Below are 17,719 nucleotides of genomic sequence, written 5' to 3' on the forward strand. Positions count from 1 at the left end.
GCTGCGGTCATGCTGATCTCGACTTTCAGTGATCCCTCATTTTAAGAGGGCCCACTGTCCGAGATATCCGCGGCAGGTCAGTCCGTGGCGACCGCGGCGGCATCCGCTTAGATAGGGCGCCGGCCTCCGCAGGGGTTCACGTGGCGGGCGAATCGTTCATCTGCAAGAAGGCGCGTAGATGCGGCGGCGGCCGCACTCGAATGGTGCGGACTCGATTTCGCGCCGATATTGACGGTGTTTTTGGTTGAGTGCGCGAAAAGGCGGGCCTCGCGTGCTGTGTGCACGTGGGGCCCGCCGGGTTCCTGCGAGGGAGTTCTGGGGGTGGTTAGCAGGGGTAGTTAGCCTTTTTTGATAACGACGATGGAGTTGTCGGTGTAGTAGTTGCGTTGGAAGTCGATGATGGTGGTGGTTTTGGCGATGACGGCGCAGTTGGCTACCTTGGTGTCGCGGCCGAATTTGTTGTCTTTGATGATGGTGCCTTTGAGGGGGCCGTAGGCTTTTTCGGCGATGTTGACGGTGCAGGCGCCGTTGTTGGCGTAGTTGTTGGTGTAGACGAAGTTGGAGACCACTCCGCGGTCCTGGGTGATTTGCACGGCGGCGCTGTGGGAGTCGGTGAGGCGGTTGCCGATGACTTTGACGTTGTTGCCGCTTTGTACCTGGATGGAGTCGTCGTGGCTGGGGGATCCGCCTTGGTTGGGGTCGTTGAGGTAGTGCATGTGGTCGTGGATCCAGCTTTTCTGGATGAGTGCGTTGCTGCCGGTGATGTGGATGCCGTCGATGACGTTGTGGATGTTGAGGCGGGTGGCGGTGAAGTTGTAGCCGTAGATGCCGTTAGCGTGGGGTGAGGCGACGGTCGGAAACAGTTCGGTGTCGGTGATGATGAGGTTGCTGTAGCCGCCGAGGTTGTTGATGAGGGCGCCGGGACCGTTCATGGTGCGGCCGCGGATGATGGAATTCTTGATGGTGACGTTGGCGGCGCTGATTTTGACCAGGCCGCGCACATCGAGGCCGTTCAGGACGGTGCCGGGCGTGGTGACGTTGATGTCACCGTTGACGACCTTCAGGGCGGTGCCGGCGGGAACACCGGTGTTGGAGGCGGTGGGCGGGCCAGCAGTCGGAGCCGGAGCAGGGGCTGGGGCCGGAGCTGGGGCCGGAGCAGGGGCTGGGGCCGGAGCAGGGGCCGGAGCAGGGGCTGGGGCCGGTGTTGGGGTGGGTGCGGTCTTGGCGGTGTAACCGACGATGGTCATGTCGACGGTGGCGTTGGCGGTGGCACTGGCGACGGTGATGGTGCCGTCGGACTTGCTGGTGACGGGGACGGTGTAGGTGCGCTCGGGGCCGTCGCCGGTGGGAGCGGTGAAGTAGTAGCGCTGGGTGTTTTCTGGACCGACGAGGACCTTGATGTCGGTGCGGGCAGCAGCGGTGGTGTCGAACATAACGTCAACCGTGGCCGCGTCGGTAGGGATCGTGCCCAGGTCGCGGGTGACCTTGCTGCCGGCAGGGATGGCGATCGACGTGGTGTTCGTCGCGGCTTGGGCTGGCAGAACGGTCAGACCGCTCAGCGCAACGGCGCACGCGCCAGCTGTGGCGATGAGGGCCAGGCGGTTTGACGGGCGAGTGGAACGAGGGGGGCGAACGGTGGCGAGCGAAGCGAAAACAGTGGAGGGAGTCATGGTTCACATTTCGTTGGGGGCACAGATGCGGGGGTGCAGGTGGCGGCTGTAGAGGCCGTGTGGAATACGATGAGCATTGCCCACTATGGGCAATGTAACAACTGGACTCGGGGCTTTCTCAGGTTCACCCCCCGTTCAGGGGCAGACGGTCTACCCAAAATGCGCGCAAAAAAGCGGCCGGACCTGCGGTAACAGGCCCGGCCGCATCCGTTTGCGGATATAAACGAATTTCGCGTTTGCGCTTCTCGCGCGCGCCGGTCTACGCGGCTACGCGGCTACGCGGCTACGCGGCTACGCGGCTACGCGGCTACGCGGCTACGCGGCTACGCGGCTACGGATTATGGGCGAGGGTATGCGCGTGTGAACGCACGCTGCTGGCCGCACACGGCGGAATGGCGCGGGCGAGCTGGGTCAGGAGTCGACGGGGGGCCAGATGCCGTCGCATCCGCTTTGATCACAAGCGAACTGCCACGCATCCCCGTTCGGCACGACCTGCATCGGCATGAGGCAGCGCGCGCAGTTGGGCGGGCCGAGCACGACCGTGTTGCCGCTGGCTAGTTCGGCCTCGGTATAGGGCGGACCGCAGTAGACAAGCGAACACGCATAGTTCTCGCAGCCGTAGTCGTAGGAGATACCGTGCCAGGAGACCTGCATGGGGTCGTTACACTGCGGGCACAGGCGCGGCCGGGCCACGTCTTTCTTTTGAAAAACCCACGACACGTTGTCGTCCATGAGGTGAGACTAGTCCTGCTAATGGGAGCTCGGTATGGTTTTGCCAATTTGTGGAGAGCCGAGCGGTTCCTACTCCGGTCGACGTTCACACGTGCGCAGACCTTGGGTCAGCGCAGGGGCATGTTGGCGTCGCTGGCGCGGCTGGCGAAAATTTGCCCAGGTAACCGCGGCATCAAACTCCTGCCGCGATGAGCGCCGCCGTGATCCTGGTGACGGAGCCGTTGATGGCCGCCGCCGCACGGGCGTAGACGGTCGCGGACTGCCGGTAGGGGTCATCGACGTCGTCGAGAGTGGGGGGAGTGGGCGAAGGGTGGAGTCCTCGGGTCAAGGCGACGCCGGCGATGAAGGCTGCGAAGTCGAGGGGCGGCCGGGCCCTGGAGACGGGGGGCAGGAGTCTCATGGAGGTCTCGACAGGTTCGACCGCCGCGTTCTGGGCTGCGGAGCCGGCGCCGGCCGAGGCCGGCGCGTCGACGAGAGCAGCCGGGGCTACCAGACGCGCAAACTGGTTGAGGGTGAACGTGTAGCGGGTTGCCTTGGGCAGCATCGATACGACCTGACGACGGTGCTCTCTGGTGGCAGTCAGCACCAGGTCGGCGTCGGCGATGAGCTCCTCGGTGAGCTGTCGCGCTACGTGCCTGGTGTGTGACGCACCGTACTGCGATGACCGAGCCGCTGCCTCGGGTGTCATGGCGCTGCCGGTCATGGCCTGGGTTCCGGCACTGGTGATGACGGCGTCGATGCCTGCTGTACGCAGGTTTTCGCGCAGCAGCTGCTCGGCCAGCGGTGACCGGCAGATGTTGCCGGTGCAGACCATGAGAATACGGGGGGCGTGAGCGGGCGCAGCGCTCACGTGCACGGATGCAGCCTGTGCGTCAGAGTTCAGGTCCCTACTGGTATTGGGTTCGTTCATGTTTTGCTCTCGATCGGCGGGAGTTTGTGGGGGCGATAACTTCGGGGCCGGAAATGTCACCGTCGGTGTGTCCATTTCTGTTGTGGCGTTAGCCGTCAGCATCCGGTCACTCAGCAGACAGCGCGGTCCTGACGGCGCCGCGAGCACGACCAGAAGTTTTCGAAGGTGAATCTTTCGTAGTGCGTTGGTACCGGATGGCTCTGATCACCACGGATCACGGCGTTCTGCGATCGCTGTGATCATTCGTGGCGAACCTAACAAGTGAATTCTAATGATGCGGTGTCGTTGAGCACGATCAGTGGTGTGCTGCGCAGTTCGAGCTGGCCGGTAAAGGGCTCGGCGCCCAGCCAGTTGAAGCGCAGCACGGTGCTCTCGCCGGGTGCCAGTTCGATGCCGATCGAACTCACCGGATACCCGGCATCGGCAGCCAGATGGTACGGCACTTCGACGCCGTCACGGGTGAGGCCGAGGTTGTGCACCTCGGGGGTGCCGTAGCCCGCGACCATGGTCTTGATATTGCCGGGTGCCACACCGAAGGCGCCGCCACCGGTGACGTAGGCCGGCAAGCTGGTGGCGGCATTAGCTGGGGCAGTGTTGGTAAGGGCCACCTCGAACGCATACTGCGGGCGCCGGTCCTGGCGGCAGGTCTGCTGGCCGATAGCTGTCTGCACGTCGAGGTAGAGGCCCATTTTGGCGCCGGTTCCGTCGTTCAGGTAGAGCCCGAACCGGTTGGTCTCGTCGTCACTGACCGGTCTGGCGCCGGCCAGGGTGGTGTCGTCGAGAATCGTCTGATCGGCTTCGTCGGCATTCCAGACCAGCACCCGGTTCTCGGCATTGGCCCTGGCTAGTGCTGCGATGAGCTTGGTCGGGTCGGCGTCACCGCTTTTTACTACGTTGAAAACGGCGCCGGCTGCTGCCGCGAAAAAGATGTCTTGCTGCTTCGGGTCGTCATACCGTGCGTACACGTCACTCAGCAGCAACTGCACAGCATTGTCAGCGTTGAGCTCGTCGCCGGTGGGGAGGGTGATCGGGCCGGTGGCCTTGAGCAGATAGCTGAGCGCGACCGGGTCGATCGAAAGCACACCATTTGCTTCCAGGCCGAATTCAAGGCGCCACATTTCGCGAGCGAGCTCACCGGTTTGCGCAAAGTCAGGAGCCATCGAGACGTTCTGAATAAACTGCCCGGTGATGTCGCCGTAAATGCTGCGAATCTCGTCGCCGAGGGGCAGCACCGGAGCCGGGTATTCCGGAAAGGAGGTCGAGCTGGCCTGCTGGGTGAGTTCAATGCTGCCCTTGTCAGTGTGGAGCAGCGCTAGCGCACCAGGGATGCCGCCGGTGGACCGCAGTTCGGCCGGGTTTTGGAACAGCAGAATGTAGTCGCGCGGCTCGGTGGCGCCAAGCATGGCCGGCAGCAGGGTCACTGCCCGGTTCATGCCGTCGAGCGTGGCCGAGGTTTCAACGGTGACGGTCTGCAGCCGGGTGACGGCAGCGCGCACGACGTCAAGCACGTCGTTGGTCTCGATGGCTTTCACGTTTGTGACTGCGCGGGCCAGGGCTGCATCGGCAGCTGCTACTGCCGGCTGCGCATCGAGCAGCGGTTGCAGGGCAATGGCGCCGTCGACGGGCTTGAAATCGGTCAGGTCGAGATTGCCGGCCAGCGCAGCCAGGGGGGTGACGGCGCTCTGCGCGACGTCGTCGACGACCGCGGCGAGTTGACGCACGGCCACGAGGTTGGAGCCGAGGAAGGGCAGCAGCTCGTAGGTGCGCCAGACCGGGTCGCTCGTGCGTGACCGAGCGGTGTTGGCGTATCCGGCCAACTGTGCAGCGGTCCGGGCAGCAGCCTCACCGTCACCGGCGACGACGTGGTCTGTGATTTTCTCGGCCAGCGGCACCGCAGCTTCGAGTGCGTCCCTGGCCTGCAGGCCACGAATGCCGACCCAGGCGGTGGCTGCCACCACGATGACCAGCAGGCCGAGCACGAGGAACCCCACGGTGGTGCGTGTTCGCGAGCGCTTCGGAGGCATGGTCTGGGTCGAGTGAGAAGAGGACATGGCCATATTCAAGCAGACCTCGGATGTCGGCTACGGCTTGACGCGCGCGCCGGTGCGGCATCCGTTTCGCTGGCTTCCGGGCGGAGCGCTGGCGCGATCATCGCGGACCTGACTTTCACCGGCCTCGTGATCGGGCCAGCGCTGGTGATTTTCTTTCGATGTGCGTGCTGGCCATGCGCCAACAGCGTCAGACCGATCTAACTGTCCCTAGAATTGGGGCTGGGTTATAGCTATCTAAGCGAGAGACTCTGTGTCGGAGTTCACTAGGCTCGGCAGCACATGGGAATTGTCGTTCCCGTTTTGGAATTGAAACCCGTGGTTGTATGCGACTCGGCCTGCCGTTCGCGTTCGCCGATGAACCAGCGCGAGGCAGAATAATGGGTAAGTTGACGTACGACTCGAGTATCACCGTCGAATTCGACGACCGAGTACTCGCGCACATTCAACTCGTGGTCGGCGCAAAACTGCGCCGCGGCGAATCGTTCTATTTCTCCTGGCGCGACGATCCCCCCGTCGGGGGAGGCCGCAGCACCGTTTGGATGCACCCCGGCATTTCGTTGGCCTATAAGTACTTCGGTAGCAAGGCGCCGGTACTCAACCGCGACTGGGTTGAGGCGCTGTCGCTCTCGGCCAACTCCGCGACCGGCCTGCAGGTGATGGCGGAACCGGCGCAACGCACCCCTCTCGCGCTGCGTCCGGACAGCTAACCCCACGTATGCCCCGGCTGCTTCCAAGGGGCTGAACTCGCACGGGCTGGGCATCGTCTCCCCCGGTGGAGACGAGCACGGCCGCGCCTCGGGCACGGAGGCGGTCGACGTTGCTCGTGATTGTTGACCCGTCTGAGAGGCGCGATCGCGAGAACGAGCGCTTTACTGGCCTTATTCGGGCGCTGGCCGGCTGCGATTGTTCAGCACGCCGTGGCTCTCATCGAGGTAACAACTGCCGCAGAGTGACTCGTAGGTGACTTCTTCGCCATCAATGGCTACCTGGTCGCCGTCGAACACGAAGACGCCGTCGATCTTGCGACCGTTGAACACGGCCTTGCGTCCGCACCGGCAGATGGTCTTGAGCTCTTCGAGGCTGTGAGAAACTTCGAGCAGCCGGCGACTGCCGGGAAAAGCGACGGTCTGAAAGTCTGTGCGGATGCCGTAGGCCAGCACGGGCACGTTCTCTAAAATCGCGATGCGCAGCAGGTCATCGACCTGGGTTTCGGTAAGAAACTGAGCCTCATCGAGCAGCAGCGCGCTCACGTCCCGGCCGGACCTGTGCAGAACCTGCGCGCGGTGCTGCTCGAACGCGGCGTACGCATCCGTCTCGGGAGTGAGCAGAAAATCGACGGTTCTGGTGACGCCGAGACGGGAGAGGATGCCGCGGTCGCCCTTGGTATCGACGCTCGGCTTGGCCAGCAGCACATGGTGGCCGCGTTCCTCATAGTTATAGGCCGCCTGAAGCATGGACGTGCTTTTACCGCTGTTCATGGCGCCGTATCGAAAGTACAGTTTTGCCATTATTCGATGCCTTTGATCGTGGTGCGTTCAGCGCTAAATTCTAGCGCGAGCAGCGCATGCCGACTGGTCACCCGTACCCGGGTGAACACGGCGCGCAGCACGCTGAGGTATGGGCGCAGGGCGCGGCGGCGCTGGTACGGCGGCAGTGAGATTACGACCTGGATGGTGATGGTGTCTACGTCGCGGTCGTCTCGGCGGGATCGTATCTGGGAATGCAGCTGCGCTTGGGCACGCGCCTGGGTGCGGGCCTGCGCGGATGCCTGCTCCTGGGCGGCGGTGACGATGGCAATGGTCGTGGTGTCGGTAGCCGGCATGGGAAGGGCTCCGCGCAGTCCGAAGGCCTGGGTAACCTGGGCGGTATCGGTCGGGCCCTCGCCGGATCCGTCGATCTGCACGACAAGGCTGGTCGGGTCGAATCCCTTGAGAGTGCAGAGAGCCACGATCATGGCGCCAGCGGCGGCGCGCTGGTCGGAGTCGAAAGCGGTCGCTCGACGGTCGGGGTCGGCGATGACGCAGAGCGGATCGAGGCCACGATCGGTGAGGCCGATGCGTTCGCGTCCGATGAGGTCGTCGAGCCAGGTGTGGTCGACCTCGGCCACGAGCACCCGCCGCACCTGAAAGGCGAGGGAGCGTGCGCGTTTGATGTCGGCGGCAGTGAGCTCTTGCCGAACGAGGACGTCGGCCAAAAAGGGGAGTACATCGGCGCCGAGATTGGTCAGGCGATGGTCCACCACCTCGTGCGCGAGGGGGCCGCGGTTCTCTTCCGTGCGCGCGCGGATGGCGCGGCGGGCATCCGTTTGCCAGCGGTGAATGGAGTTGACGACCTGTCGAGAGTAGGCGGCGGAGGCCAGGGCGGGCGCGAGTACCTGCGTCATAGCGATGATGGCGAACAAAACGGGCGACGTCGGCACACCGAGGAACGGTGACTGAACCAGGGCCGTGATGCCCACTACCGTGGCGGACGAGCCGCCGAGCACGAGGATCTCTTTCCACGGCCGGAACGGCGCGAGGGCCAAGAGCAGCAGGCCGAGTCCGATCGGGGCGAAGTCGTCCTGGATCATGCCGTTGAACTGCCAGGTACTCGCCGCGGCGAGCAGGTGCGCCGCGAGCCCCAATGCCACGATCACGATGGCGCGGATGCGGGTGAACGGGGCCAGGTCGGGACGAGCAGCCCAGACGAGCACTGCGGCCGCGATCATGAGCACGCCAACGGACACCACCGCGAGCCCTATGAGCAAAATCTCATGCATGCGCGAGATCGTCGCGACGACGGCGTAGGTGACGACGATGGCGGAGACAACCGGGGCGAGCGGCCAGGCGGCAAGGCCTCCGATCGGGTCGAGCCGCTGCTGAGAAGCGGATGCCGGCGCGCGCGGCCGACGCGGAGTGGGGGTCGCGCGGGTCATGCAGCGGGCCGTTTGAAACGGTTCGGCTGATCCTCGGGCTGTATCTGTGCCGCCGGCACCGTCAGGCGCACGTTCGTGCCGGCGCCCGGCCTGCTCCAGATCAATACGGATCCGCCGAGTTGTTCGATACGGCGCCGCACGGACTGGCGGATACCGAGGCGGTCGGATGCGGATTCCGATTCGGTGAAGCCGCGGCCCGCATCCGTTATAAGGAGTGAAATAGTGCTCAGGTCGGATTCAACGGCAACCTCGGCGGAGGCGACGCCGGCGTGCAGGATGACGTTGACGAGGCAGTGCTGCACGGCGAGGCCGACGTCGCGGTCGCTTCCGGCGTCGAGGCGGGCGAGGGCGTCGCGGTCACCGGTGACCTCGACGACGAGTCCGCGGTCACGGCTGCGTTCGATGGCGGTGTACACGGCGCTGGAGAGCCACGCGTCGCTATGCAACTTCTGGGTGTCGGTCGGTTGCAGGGCGGTGTTGGTGCGGGCGTCGATGTCGGTCAGCCAGTTGGTGTCGTGCAGGGTGGTCAGAGTGTATTTGAGGCTCGCGGTGAGGCCCGCTGAAAGTGCTCCGGGCTCGGCGAGCGACAGCGCGACGAGCTGAGCCACCGTCGTGTCGTTGAGTAGGGCAATGGCGCGGGTATCGAGGGCATCACGCAGCTGCCGGTTGGCGCTGTCTTGCACTGCGCGGTGGATCGCGGGCTGGGCGGCGTTGCTGGCCCGACGGTCGATTCCGGCGAGCACCATGGCGCCGACCAACACGAGGTAGGTGGACAGGGTGAACAGATCGGGCCGGTAGGGCACGGTGGTGGTGAGGATGGCAAGGAAAGCGGAGGCCTCGGCGAGAATGAAGGCGGCTGTACTCCAGAGCACGCCGCCGACCGCGCTGATTCCGGCGCCGCCGACCATGACGAGCGCCATCTTGGGCATGGCAACGAGGAACATATTCGACGCTGGGAATGCCTCTGGGACGTCGAGCACGGTCGTGGTGAACACGTAGACGCCGAGGGTTCCCACGACAAGGTAGGCGACCGCGAATGCAATGCGGCGGTGCCGGGTGAAGAGCACGAGCAGGGCGCCCATAGCCACGACGACCCCGACTGTCACCCAAAGTTCAGGACTGTGCAGACTAAGAATGGCAACCGAGACGACTGCGGCCATGAGGCAGGTCAGCGCAAACCAGTGTGCGGCCCGCGCGAGGGCGCGCGCGAGCGTCAACTGGACCAGGTGGCCGGGTAACCCTAGAGACATATTTCCCCCGTGTTCAGTATGCCACCGGGGGTGGGCGGTGGTTGAGCGAGGGTGCTGTTGGGGTGCTTGGGGTGGGCGTTGGCGGCATCCGCTCGCCGGGCCCACGTTATGGCCCCGGGCCCAGTTTCTAAGCTGGGCCCACGGTCCGGGCCCGGGCCCCGTCCGGAACGGAGTCAGAACAGGGTCGGCGCCAGATCGGGCGGAAGCTCCGCCGCGATCAGCGATCGGGGCGCCTCCGCAGGGCGGGCCCACGTTATGGCCGTGGGCGCAGTTTCTAAACTGGGCCCACGGTCCGGGCCCGGGCCCCGTCCACTTGACGCGGCCGGCACACGCGGCGCGGCCGGCACACGCGGCCCTGCCAAGGGCGGGCGTAGCGCGGGCGTGCGGGAGCCGGACGTTGGCATCCGCTCTGGGGAGGTCGGAAGGGCACTCGACCGCACGCCACCGGTGGCTGGGTCGACGATTCCACGCTCCAGGCCGTGCGCACGAATGAGAGGTTTGATGCGGGCGGCGAGCCACGTGCGGTACTCCTTGGGCGCGTATTGGCCGCCGGCGTAGAGTTCCCGATAACGGCCAACGAGTTCCGGATGCTCGCGCGCGAGCCACAGCAGGTACCAGTCTTTGACGGCTGGTTTGAGGTTGAGTCCCGAGTAGAGCACGCTCGTGGCACCGGCGGCCTTGGCCCGTCGCAGCGCCTCGTCGAGGTGGGCGCGGGTGTCGGTGAGAAAGGGCAAAATCGGCATCAGAAAGACGCCGCAGTCGAGTCCGCGTTCGCGGACCGCGGTGACCGTGGCGAGGCGCGCCTTGGTGGTGGGGGTTCCGGGCTCGACCGACTGCTGCAACTCGTCATCGTAGATTGCGATCGACATGGCCAGGTCCACCGGAACGTGTTCGCTCGCCTCCACGAGCAGGTCGAGGTCGCGGCGTAGCAGCGTGCCTTTGGTGAGAATGGAGATGGGCGTCTTGCTGTCGGCGAGGGCCGCAATGATGCCGGGCATGAGGCGGTAGCGCCCCTCCGCGCGCTGGTAGGGGTCAGTGTTGGTGCCAAGTGCCACTGGATGCCGGCCCCACGTCGGCTTGGCGAGTTCTTTCCTCAAGACCTCGGCCACGTTGACCTTCACGATGATCTCGCTGTCGAAATCTTTGCCGGCGTCGAGGTCGAGGTATGGGTGCGTGGTGCGTGCAAAGCAGTAGGTGCAGGCGTGTGAACAGCCGCGGTAGGGGTTGATCGTGTAGCCAAACGGCATCGTGCTCTGGCCGGGAACATGGTTGAGCGCCGACTTGCACAGGATCTCGTGGAACGTGATTCCCGCGAACTCGGGCGTCTGCACGCTGCGCACCAGGTTGTTCAGGCGGGCGAGTCCCGGCAGCGCGCCGACTTGTTCGGTCTGTAATTCCTGTGAGCTCCACCGCATGCAACTAGTCGAACATAAGTACTATTCAAATGCAAGTGCTGCGCAACATATTCGGAGTGAAACGAATGCCGGCGGCCGCCCCGCGCGCGCTGCCCCTTCGCGGCACTCGTTCGGAAAGCGGGCACCTCTAACACGGAGTGCCGCGCGTTCTAACGAGTGCCGCGAGGCTTAACGTACGGCGCCACCCGCGAGACGGGACAGCCGCATCCGTTCGCGGGTGATTCGCACTACTCTTCCGGGCAGGCAGACAGAGAGGGGATCCGCATGACCCGGTTACGACGCAGCGACCCGACCCGACCTGGCTATTCCCGGAGGCGGGCGGGCACGGGGTTCAGCTATCGCGACCCGGCCGGGCAACAAATCACCGACGCAAAGCTGCGGCAGCGGTTCGCGGCCCTCGCTATCCCCCCAGCGTGGAATGACGTGTGGATCTCGCCGCATCCGAACGGTCATATCCAGGCGATCGGCATCGATGCCGCCGAGCGCCGCCAGTACATCTACCACCCGGCCTGGCGTGAACAAAAGGACCGCCTCAAGTTCGAGCGCGCGCTGCAGTTGGCCTCGTCTTTGCCGCGGGTGCGCGGCCAGGTCACCCGTGAGTTGCGCGGCGACGGCCCGCCGCGTATTCGGGCGCTCGCCGCGGCATTTCGCATGCTCGACCTGGCCTCACTGCGCATCGGTAGCGAGCGCTATGCCGACACCTACGGCAGCCACGGACTCTCGACCCTGCTCTGCTCGCACGTCACGGTACGCGGCGACGAGGTCAGGCTTAATTTCCCGGCCAAGAGTGGGCAGCAGTTCGAGGGCGTAATAACGGATGCTGACCTCGCCACCTACCTGCGTGCCCGGCTGCGCGAACGGCCGGCCGCACCCCTGCTGTCCTGGGTATTAGATGACGTCGAGGACGTCGTCTCGGCCTCTGACATCAACGATTTCATCAGGGAACGCACCGGCGGCGAGTTCACCGCAAAGGACTTTCGTACCCTACGAGGCACGATTGCTGCCGCGCAGAGCCTGGCTCAGAGTTTGACGGAGAGCCTGGCGGCCAGCGCGCAACCGGCTGGGCCGGCTGCCAGGGGGCCGACCGGTGGGAAGGGCCCCAACAGCGTGCCCACCTCGTTTACTGCGTCCCCGGCATCCACTGCGCGGCCACCACGCGCGGCAACGCGCAGCCGACGCTCCGATGACCGCGCCATCGCCGAAGCGATGCGGCAGGCCGCCGATGCGCTCGGCAACACGCCGGCGATCGCCCGCACGAGTTACGTCGATCCGCGCGTCGTCGATCTGTTTCGCGCGGGTGAAACCATCGACCCGGCCAGCCGGGTATCGGTCGAAACAGCCCTGCGTGCACTTCTGCTCGGCGACACGGAGTGAGCAAAAAGTCACGCGGCACATTGTCGCGCCGGCAGCGCGAGCCATTTTTAGTGGATGTCCCCCGTTCGGGGTATAACTTAAACGTCGCCGGACTAGGCGCAGCTATGGTCATTGAGAAAGGTATGCCCGTGACCCACGATTCTGATCCCGTTGAAGAGCCGCCGCTCAATATTCCGGAGCCGCCGAGCACACCGACCAATCCCGACCAGCTCGTGGGACCGGACGGCCCCGATGGCCCCGACGCGGAACACGCGGGGTCTGCCGGGAAACCGGACGGTTCTTCCAGGGGACACCCCAAACCGACCGCGCCGGTCGCGAGTGCGAGTACCGGCCCGGACGGTCCAGCTCCGAGCGTCGATGGGTCGACTGCGGGAGAAGCCGCTGTCGCAGCCGCGGTCGAGCCGGACAGCGACACCGACAATGACGACGACCAGGACAACCGCGACAACGAGGTGAACCTCGACGACGTAGACCCGGTCGACGACCCCTCGAACCCTGATCTGATCGGCCGCGACGTGGATGGCGATGATCCCACCCGCGCCGAACCCACGGCGCGGATGACGACGATCCCACCCGCGCCGAAGCCAGGGCCTAAAACCCGCAACCTGAAGGAGTCCCCATGAAAGGCAAATTCCTGTTCCTCGCCGGTACCGCAACGGGCTTCGTGCTCGGATCCAAGGCTGGCCGCCAGGCCTACGATCGCCTGAGCGCGAACGCCCGCCGGCTCTGGGGAGACCCCACCACGCAGAAGGTTGTCTCGCAGGCCGAGACCATTGCGCGCGACGCGGCATCCGTGGCGCAGACCAAGGTGAGCGATCTGTTGGATCGCACGGAGGCATCCGTCAAGAAAGAAGAGACTCGGACCACCCCGAAAGCGGATGACGGGAGCCACGTCATTTAGACCACCGGGGAGTCGGCGGCCACGCGGGCTCTGTGCCGGTACGCGGGCTCTGTGCCGGTACGCGGGCTCCCTGCCGGTACGCGGGCTCTGTGTCGGCATACGGGCTCCCTGCCGGTACGCGGGCACGCGCGTCGTGTCGCGCGGGCCCGTCGTGTCGCGCGGGCCCGTCGCATCGGCAACTCCGCTGTGCGTGAACCGGCCGGCTAAACCGGCTGCAATACCGCTGGAGCCGCCAATGCGCCCCGCACCAGAAAGCTCGTCTCAGCCCGGTCGAACGAGGAGTAAACGACCTCGTCGTGAGCACTCCGAGCTTCGTCACTTCGAAGGCTCCCCCTCTCTGCTCGATCATTCTCCGCAGGGCGGCCGGGTCACCGTCAAGAATTTTCGGATCCCGCACCCACCACTCGGTCGGTGCGAGATGAAGGATGCCGTGCTGCGATACGTGCAGGTTTCCGCATCCGAAACGCCAATGTTCGGATCCACTTGCCGCCTCCGGGCCGTTCCGAGCCTCAAGTAGACATCAGCGGGTAGACATCAGCTGACTGCCTTGATCAAAGGGTTGACCGGGCGCACCTCCAAAACTCTCACGTCAGTCCAAGACACCGCCCGTGCATAATTCCTGCAAAGCCCTCCGGCGAACTTCTCTCAGGCGCATAACTCCTGCAATTTGTTCCAGGCACGACGAGGCTCCCCCGTGATCACGCGGGAGCTCAGGTAGCGGCCCGCAGATTGCAGGAGTTATGCACCTCGCCGGCCACCCAGCAGAGGCCCAGCAGTAGCCGAACAGTAGCCGAACAGGCGAAAGCCACCTAGAGGCCCACCCGGCGGGTGCCGGACAGCTAGTTGCTCAGGTGCAGGACCTCAGCGGTGGCGGCCAGCGACGCCGCGGCCGCGGCAGGGTCGTCAGAGAGTTTGGTGCCGTAACTGGGGATCATCTGACGGATACGCGGCTTCCAGCCCTCGATGCGGTCGGGGAAGCAGCGGGCCAGCAAGTCCACCATGATCGGCGCGGCCGTCGAGGCTCCCGGCGAGGCACCCAGCAGGCCGGCGATCGACCCATCAGCGGACGCGATGACCTCGGTGCCGAACTGCAGCACTCCGCCGAGCTTGGCGTCGTGCTTCATGACCTGCACGCGCTGGCCGGCGGTGATGAGCTCCCAGTCGTCCGAGACCGCAGCGGGAATGAACTCGCGCAGGGCCTTGAGTTTGGCGTTTCGCGAGGCGAATACCTCGCCGAGAAGGTATTTCATCAAGTCGAAGTTGTGACGCGCGACGGCGAGCATGGGGCCGAGGTTGTGCGTACGAATCGAGAACGGAAGGTCGAACCAGGTGCTTGTCTTCAAGAACTTCGGGCTGAAACCGGCGTACGGGCCGAACAACAGCGACATTTCGCCGTCGACCATGCGGGTATCGAGGTGCGGCACCGACATGGGCGGCGCGCCCTTGGCTGCCTTGCCGTATACCTTGGCCTGGTGCTGGGCGACGAGCTTCGGATTGGTGGTGCGCAGAAACTGGCCGCTGATCGGAAATCCGCCGAAACCCTTGATCTCGGGGATTCCACTCTGCTGCAGCAGCGCCAGGGCTCCACCGCCGGCGCCGACGAAGACGAAGCGGGCATTGATGCTGGTGCGGGTCTGGCCGACCTGGCGCAGCAGTTTGAGGTTCCAGGTGCCATCCGCTTTGTGCTTGAGACCGACGACCTGCTCGTTCATGTGCATCGTCACCCCCTGTCGTTCGAGGGTGTCGAACATGAACCGGGTGAGGGCGCCGAAGTCCACGTCGGTTCCGCTCACGATGCGCGTCGCGGCAATCTTCTGGCCGGCCGGGCGTTTGCGGGTGAGCAGGGGCGTCCACGTACCGATCTTCGCGGCGTCGTCGCTGAACTCCATGCCGGAGAACAACGGCTGGGTGGCCAGCACGGCATGACGTTTGCGCAGGTACTCCACGTTGGCTTTGCCGTGCACGAAAGTCATGTGCGGGGTGGAGTTGATGAACTTGTTCGGCTCCGGCAGGGCGCCGATGGAAACGAGGTGGGCCCACAGCTGGCGGCTGATCTGAAACTGCTCGTTGATGACGACGGCCTTGTCGGCCGTGACCGAACCGTCGGGTGCCTGCGGCATGTAGTTGAGCTCGCACAGGCCGGCATGGCCGGTGCCGGCGTTGTTCCACGGATTCGAGCTCTCCTGGGCAAGTTCGCCGAGACGCTCGTACACCTCGATGCGCCAGTCGGGCTGCAACTCCTTCAGGAGTATGCCGAGGGTGGCGCTCATGATGCCGCCACCAATGAGGACTACGTCGACGGTTCCCTGAGAATTCACACTTTTGAGTGTATCGCTGCCAGCGGATGCGCCCTACCGTGCCGTCCTGCCCCGCGGCGGCCCACACCTATCGGCGAGCGGGCGCGTTGAGGTGCTCGCAGGGCGCGCAGCACCGCATCACGGCTACTTTCGCGACGCAGCGGACAACGAGGTCGATCACCGCCCAGAGCCCACTCCCTGGCAGAAGCGGGCCGATGGTCGCAGTGATTCTCGACCGGGGTCGGAACGGTCTGTATGTTCACACAACATAAGTCACCTCGGCGAGGATCTGCCAACTTAGCGGGGTACCGGAGCGTATTCGGTCAGAAAAACCCGAGTAGCGCGTCGCCGTCATCATCATCGAAGACGACGCAGACATTCGTAACCTGCTGGAGGCCGTGCTCGCCCAGGCCGGGTTCGAGACACTCGCCACGAGCGACAGCCTCGACGGTATCGCCGTAGTACGCGCCTACGATCCGATCGTCACGACCCTCGACGTGAGCATGACCGGTATGGACGCCTTCGAAACGGCCAAGCGTGTCCGTGCGTTCAGCCCGACCTACCTCGTCATGCTCACTGCCCGCGACGACGAAATCGACACCCTCCAGGGCCTGGAAGCCAGCGCTGACGACTACCTGACCAGACCGTTTCGTGCGCGAGAGCTGCGCGCACCTGATGCCCGTCGGTGTCGATGAGGCGTTTGAAATCGTCAAGGTCCAGGAGCAGCCGGCGATGGCTTCTGCGTCGCTGCGGGTGCTGTTGATGGTGTCCAGGGCCTCCTGGAAGGCGCCATGGTTGGGCAAGCCGGTGAGCGGGTCGGTGTTCGCCTTCGCTGTGAGTCCGGCCCAAGCGCGGCCACACCGGGCTGACCGAGAAGCGCCAGAACGGCGACGACTGCCTCCGTGATGACCACCAAAGCCACGACCCTGAACACGCCGAAGGAGACGCGCTGCAGCACGCCCAACACCCCCGGTTCGACTCCCGCAGTCAAGACCTAGGCGACTTTTCTTGGAACGGGGCGCCGGACGGGATGTCGTCGCGACCGGTCGATAGGGCTTTGGTAACCAACGGGGTTCAGAGTTCGGCCGCACCAGCGGAACCGGGCCGGTGCGCGTGCGCGTCGAGGTTAGGCTACGACGAGGTCTACCGCGATGAGCTCGGCGATCTGCACGGCATTTAGTGCTGCACCCTTGCGGAGGTTGTCGTTACTGATGAAGAGGGCGAGGCCACGGCCATCCGCTACGCCTTCGTCCTGACGGATGCGACCGACGAAGCTGGCGTCCTGACCGGCAGCCTGCAGCGGGGTGGGGATGTCGGTCAGTTCGACGCCAGGGGCGGTTTTGAGTAATTCCTGGGCGCGGGCAACGCTGATCGGCTTGGCGAACTCGACGTTGATCGATAGGGAGTGGCCGGTGAACACAGGTACGCGCACGCAGGTTCCCGAAACGAGCAGCTCGGGCAAGGCGAGAATCTTGCGGCTCTCATTGCGCAGCTTCTTCTCTTCGTCGGTCTCGAACTGGCCGTCATCAACAATGGAGCCGGCCAGCGGAATCACGTCGAACGCGATCGGACGGGCGTAGATGGTGGGCTCGGGCAGGGTCACCGCGCTACCGTCGTGCACGAGCTGGAATAGATTTTCGTCTTGCGCGGCGACGCGCACCTGGCTGGCCAGCTCGAACGCGCCGGCCAGGCCGCTGCCGGACACCGCCTGATAGGTACTGACGATGAGCCGTTTGAGGCCGGCCTCATCGTGCAGAACTTTGAGCACGGGCATAGCTGCCATGGTGGTGCAGTTCGGGTTGGCGATAATGCCCTTGACGGCTCGCTTGATGGCTTCGGGGTTGACCTCGCTGACGACCAGCGGAACGTCGGGGTCCATGCGCCAGCCCGAGGAGTTGTCGACGACGAGCACGCCGGCCGCGGCGAAGCGCGGGGCCTGGGCCTTCGAAAGGGTGGCGCCGGCCGAGAAGATGGCCACGTCGAGCCCGGTGGGGTCGGCGATCGAGGCGTCTTCGATCGTGATGGGCTCACCCTTGAAGGTGAGGGTAGTGCCGGCCGAGCGGGCCGAGGCGAAGAAGCGGATGCTCTTGACCGGAAAATCGCGCTCCTCGAGCAGGCGCCGCACCACGGCGCCGACCTGTCCGGTGGCTCCGACGATGCCGATGTTGATACCGGCTGTGTTGGCTGAGGTGGTCACGTGTGTTT

The 17,719-nt window shown here is 64.9% G+C and carries 15 protein-coding genes; 5 read left to right on the plus strand and 10 right to left on the minus strand.

Going from position 1 to position 17,719, the window contains the following annotated elements; genetic code table 11:
• Nucleotides 1–338: 338 nt before the first annotated feature.
• From CXY74_RS17565 to CXY74_RS09105, 4 genes are all read right to left on the minus strand, one after another.
• The gene (locus CXY74_RS17565; RefSeq protein WP_158252335.1) at nt 339–1,670 is read right to left on the minus strand and encodes a hypothetical protein; all 1,332 of its coding nucleotides are present in this window, start codon (nt 1,668–1,670) and stop codon (nt 339–341) included.
• A gap of 411 nt (nt 1,671–2,081) precedes the next feature.
• Nucleotides 2,082–2,402, minus strand: a complete 321-nt coding sequence (locus CXY74_RS09095; RefSeq protein ID WP_104200157.1) for a hypothetical protein — start codon at nt 2,400–2,402, stop codon at nt 2,082–2,084.
• 172 nt (nt 2,403–2,574) lie between these two features.
• Entirely contained in the window at nt 2,575–3,312 is a 738-nt protein-coding gene (locus CXY74_RS09100; protein ID WP_158252336.1) for a low molecular weight phosphatase family protein, read from the minus strand.
• A gap of 254 nt (nt 3,313–3,566) precedes the next feature.
• Nucleotides 3,567–5,363 (minus strand): DUF4012 domain-containing protein, encoded by a 1,797-nt coding sequence (locus CXY74_RS09105; protein WP_158252337.1) that lies wholly within the window; start codon nt 5,361–5,363, stop codon nt 3,567–3,569.
• Between the two features lie 377 nt (nt 5,364–5,740).
• Between CXY74_RS09105 and CXY74_RS09110 the strand changes: the two genes are divergently transcribed.
• A complete protein-coding gene (locus CXY74_RS09110; RefSeq protein WP_104200326.1) occupies nt 5,741–6,070 on the plus strand; it encodes an ATP-dependent DNA ligase in 330 nt (109 codons plus the stop codon).
• Between the two features lie 171 nt (nt 6,071–6,241).
• Here CXY74_RS09110 and CXY74_RS09115 read toward each other — a convergent pair whose 3' ends face one another.
• From CXY74_RS09115 to CXY74_RS09130, 4 genes are all read right to left on the minus strand, one after another.
• Entirely contained in the window at nt 6,242–6,871 is a 630-nt protein-coding gene (locus tag CXY74_RS09115) for a thymidine kinase (protein ID WP_104127658.1), read from the minus strand.
• The gene (locus CXY74_RS09120) at nt 6,871–8,277 is read right to left on the minus strand and encodes a hypothetical protein (RefSeq protein WP_104200160.1); all 1,407 of its coding nucleotides are present in this window, start codon (nt 8,275–8,277) and stop codon (nt 6,871–6,873) included. Before CXY74_RS09120 ends, CXY74_RS09115 begins: the two co-directional genes overlap by 1 nt.
• A complete protein-coding gene (locus CXY74_RS09125; protein WP_104200161.1) occupies nt 8,274–9,527 on the minus strand; it encodes a sensor histidine kinase in 1,254 nt (417 codons plus the stop codon). The genes CXY74_RS09120 and CXY74_RS09125 overlap by 4 nt, the downstream gene beginning before the upstream one ends.
• A 173-nt stretch (nt 9,528–9,700) precedes the next feature.
• Nucleotides 9,701–10,942 carry an Rv2578c family radical SAM protein gene (locus CXY74_RS09130; protein WP_233193305.1) on the minus strand — a complete coding sequence of 414 codons (1,242 nt, stop codon included), beginning with the start codon at nt 10,940–10,942 and terminating at the stop codon, nt 9,701–9,703.
• Between the two features lie 264 nt (nt 10,943–11,206).
• On the opposite strand from CXY74_RS09130, the gene CXY74_RS09135 reads away from it, so the two are divergent.
• The 3 genes from CXY74_RS09135 (at nt 11,207) to CXY74_RS09145 (ending at nt 13,217) form a co-directional block, all read left to right on the plus strand.
• On the plus strand, nt 11,207–12,316 hold the full coding sequence (locus tag CXY74_RS09135) for a DNA topoisomerase IB (protein ID WP_104200162.1): 1,110 nt from the start codon (nt 11,207–11,209) through the stop codon (nt 12,314–12,316).
• Between the two features lie 128 nt (nt 12,317–12,444).
• Nucleotides 12,445–12,939, plus strand: a complete 495-nt coding sequence (locus CXY74_RS09140) for a hypothetical protein (protein ID WP_146070106.1) — start codon at nt 12,445–12,447, stop codon at nt 12,937–12,939.
• Nucleotides 12,936–13,217, plus strand: coding sequence for a hypothetical protein (locus CXY74_RS09145; protein WP_104200164.1), 282 nt, complete (start codon nt 12,936–12,938; stop codon nt 13,215–13,217). Before CXY74_RS09140 ends, CXY74_RS09145 begins: the two co-directional genes overlap by 4 nt.
• A gap of 839 nt (nt 13,218–14,056) precedes the next feature.
• Here the strand turns inward: CXY74_RS09145 and CXY74_RS09150 are convergent.
• Complete coding sequence (locus tag CXY74_RS09150) at nt 14,057–15,535, minus strand: malate:quinone oxidoreductase (protein ID WP_104200165.1); 1,479 nt, start codon at nt 15,533–15,535, stop codon at nt 14,057–14,059.
• 338 nt (nt 15,536–15,873) lie between these two features.
• On the opposite strand from CXY74_RS09150, the gene CXY74_RS09155 reads away from it, so the two are divergent.
• Entirely contained in the window at nt 15,874–16,209 is a 336-nt protein-coding gene (locus CXY74_RS09155; RefSeq protein ID WP_304481665.1) for a response regulator, read from the plus strand.
• Nucleotides 16,210–16,640: 431 nt separating this feature from the next.
• Here CXY74_RS09155 and CXY74_RS09160 read toward each other — a convergent pair whose 3' ends face one another.
• Nucleotides 16,641–17,711 (minus strand): aspartate-semialdehyde dehydrogenase, encoded by a 1,071-nt coding sequence (locus CXY74_RS09160; RefSeq protein WP_104200167.1) that lies wholly within the window; start codon nt 17,709–17,711, stop codon nt 16,641–16,643.
• Nucleotides 17,712–17,719 lie beyond the last annotated feature (8 nt).

This window comes from Cryobacterium sp. Y29, from assembly GCF_002929825.1.
Taxonomy (GTDB): Bacteria; Actinomycetota; Actinomycetes; order Actinomycetales; family Microbacteriaceae; genus Cryobacterium.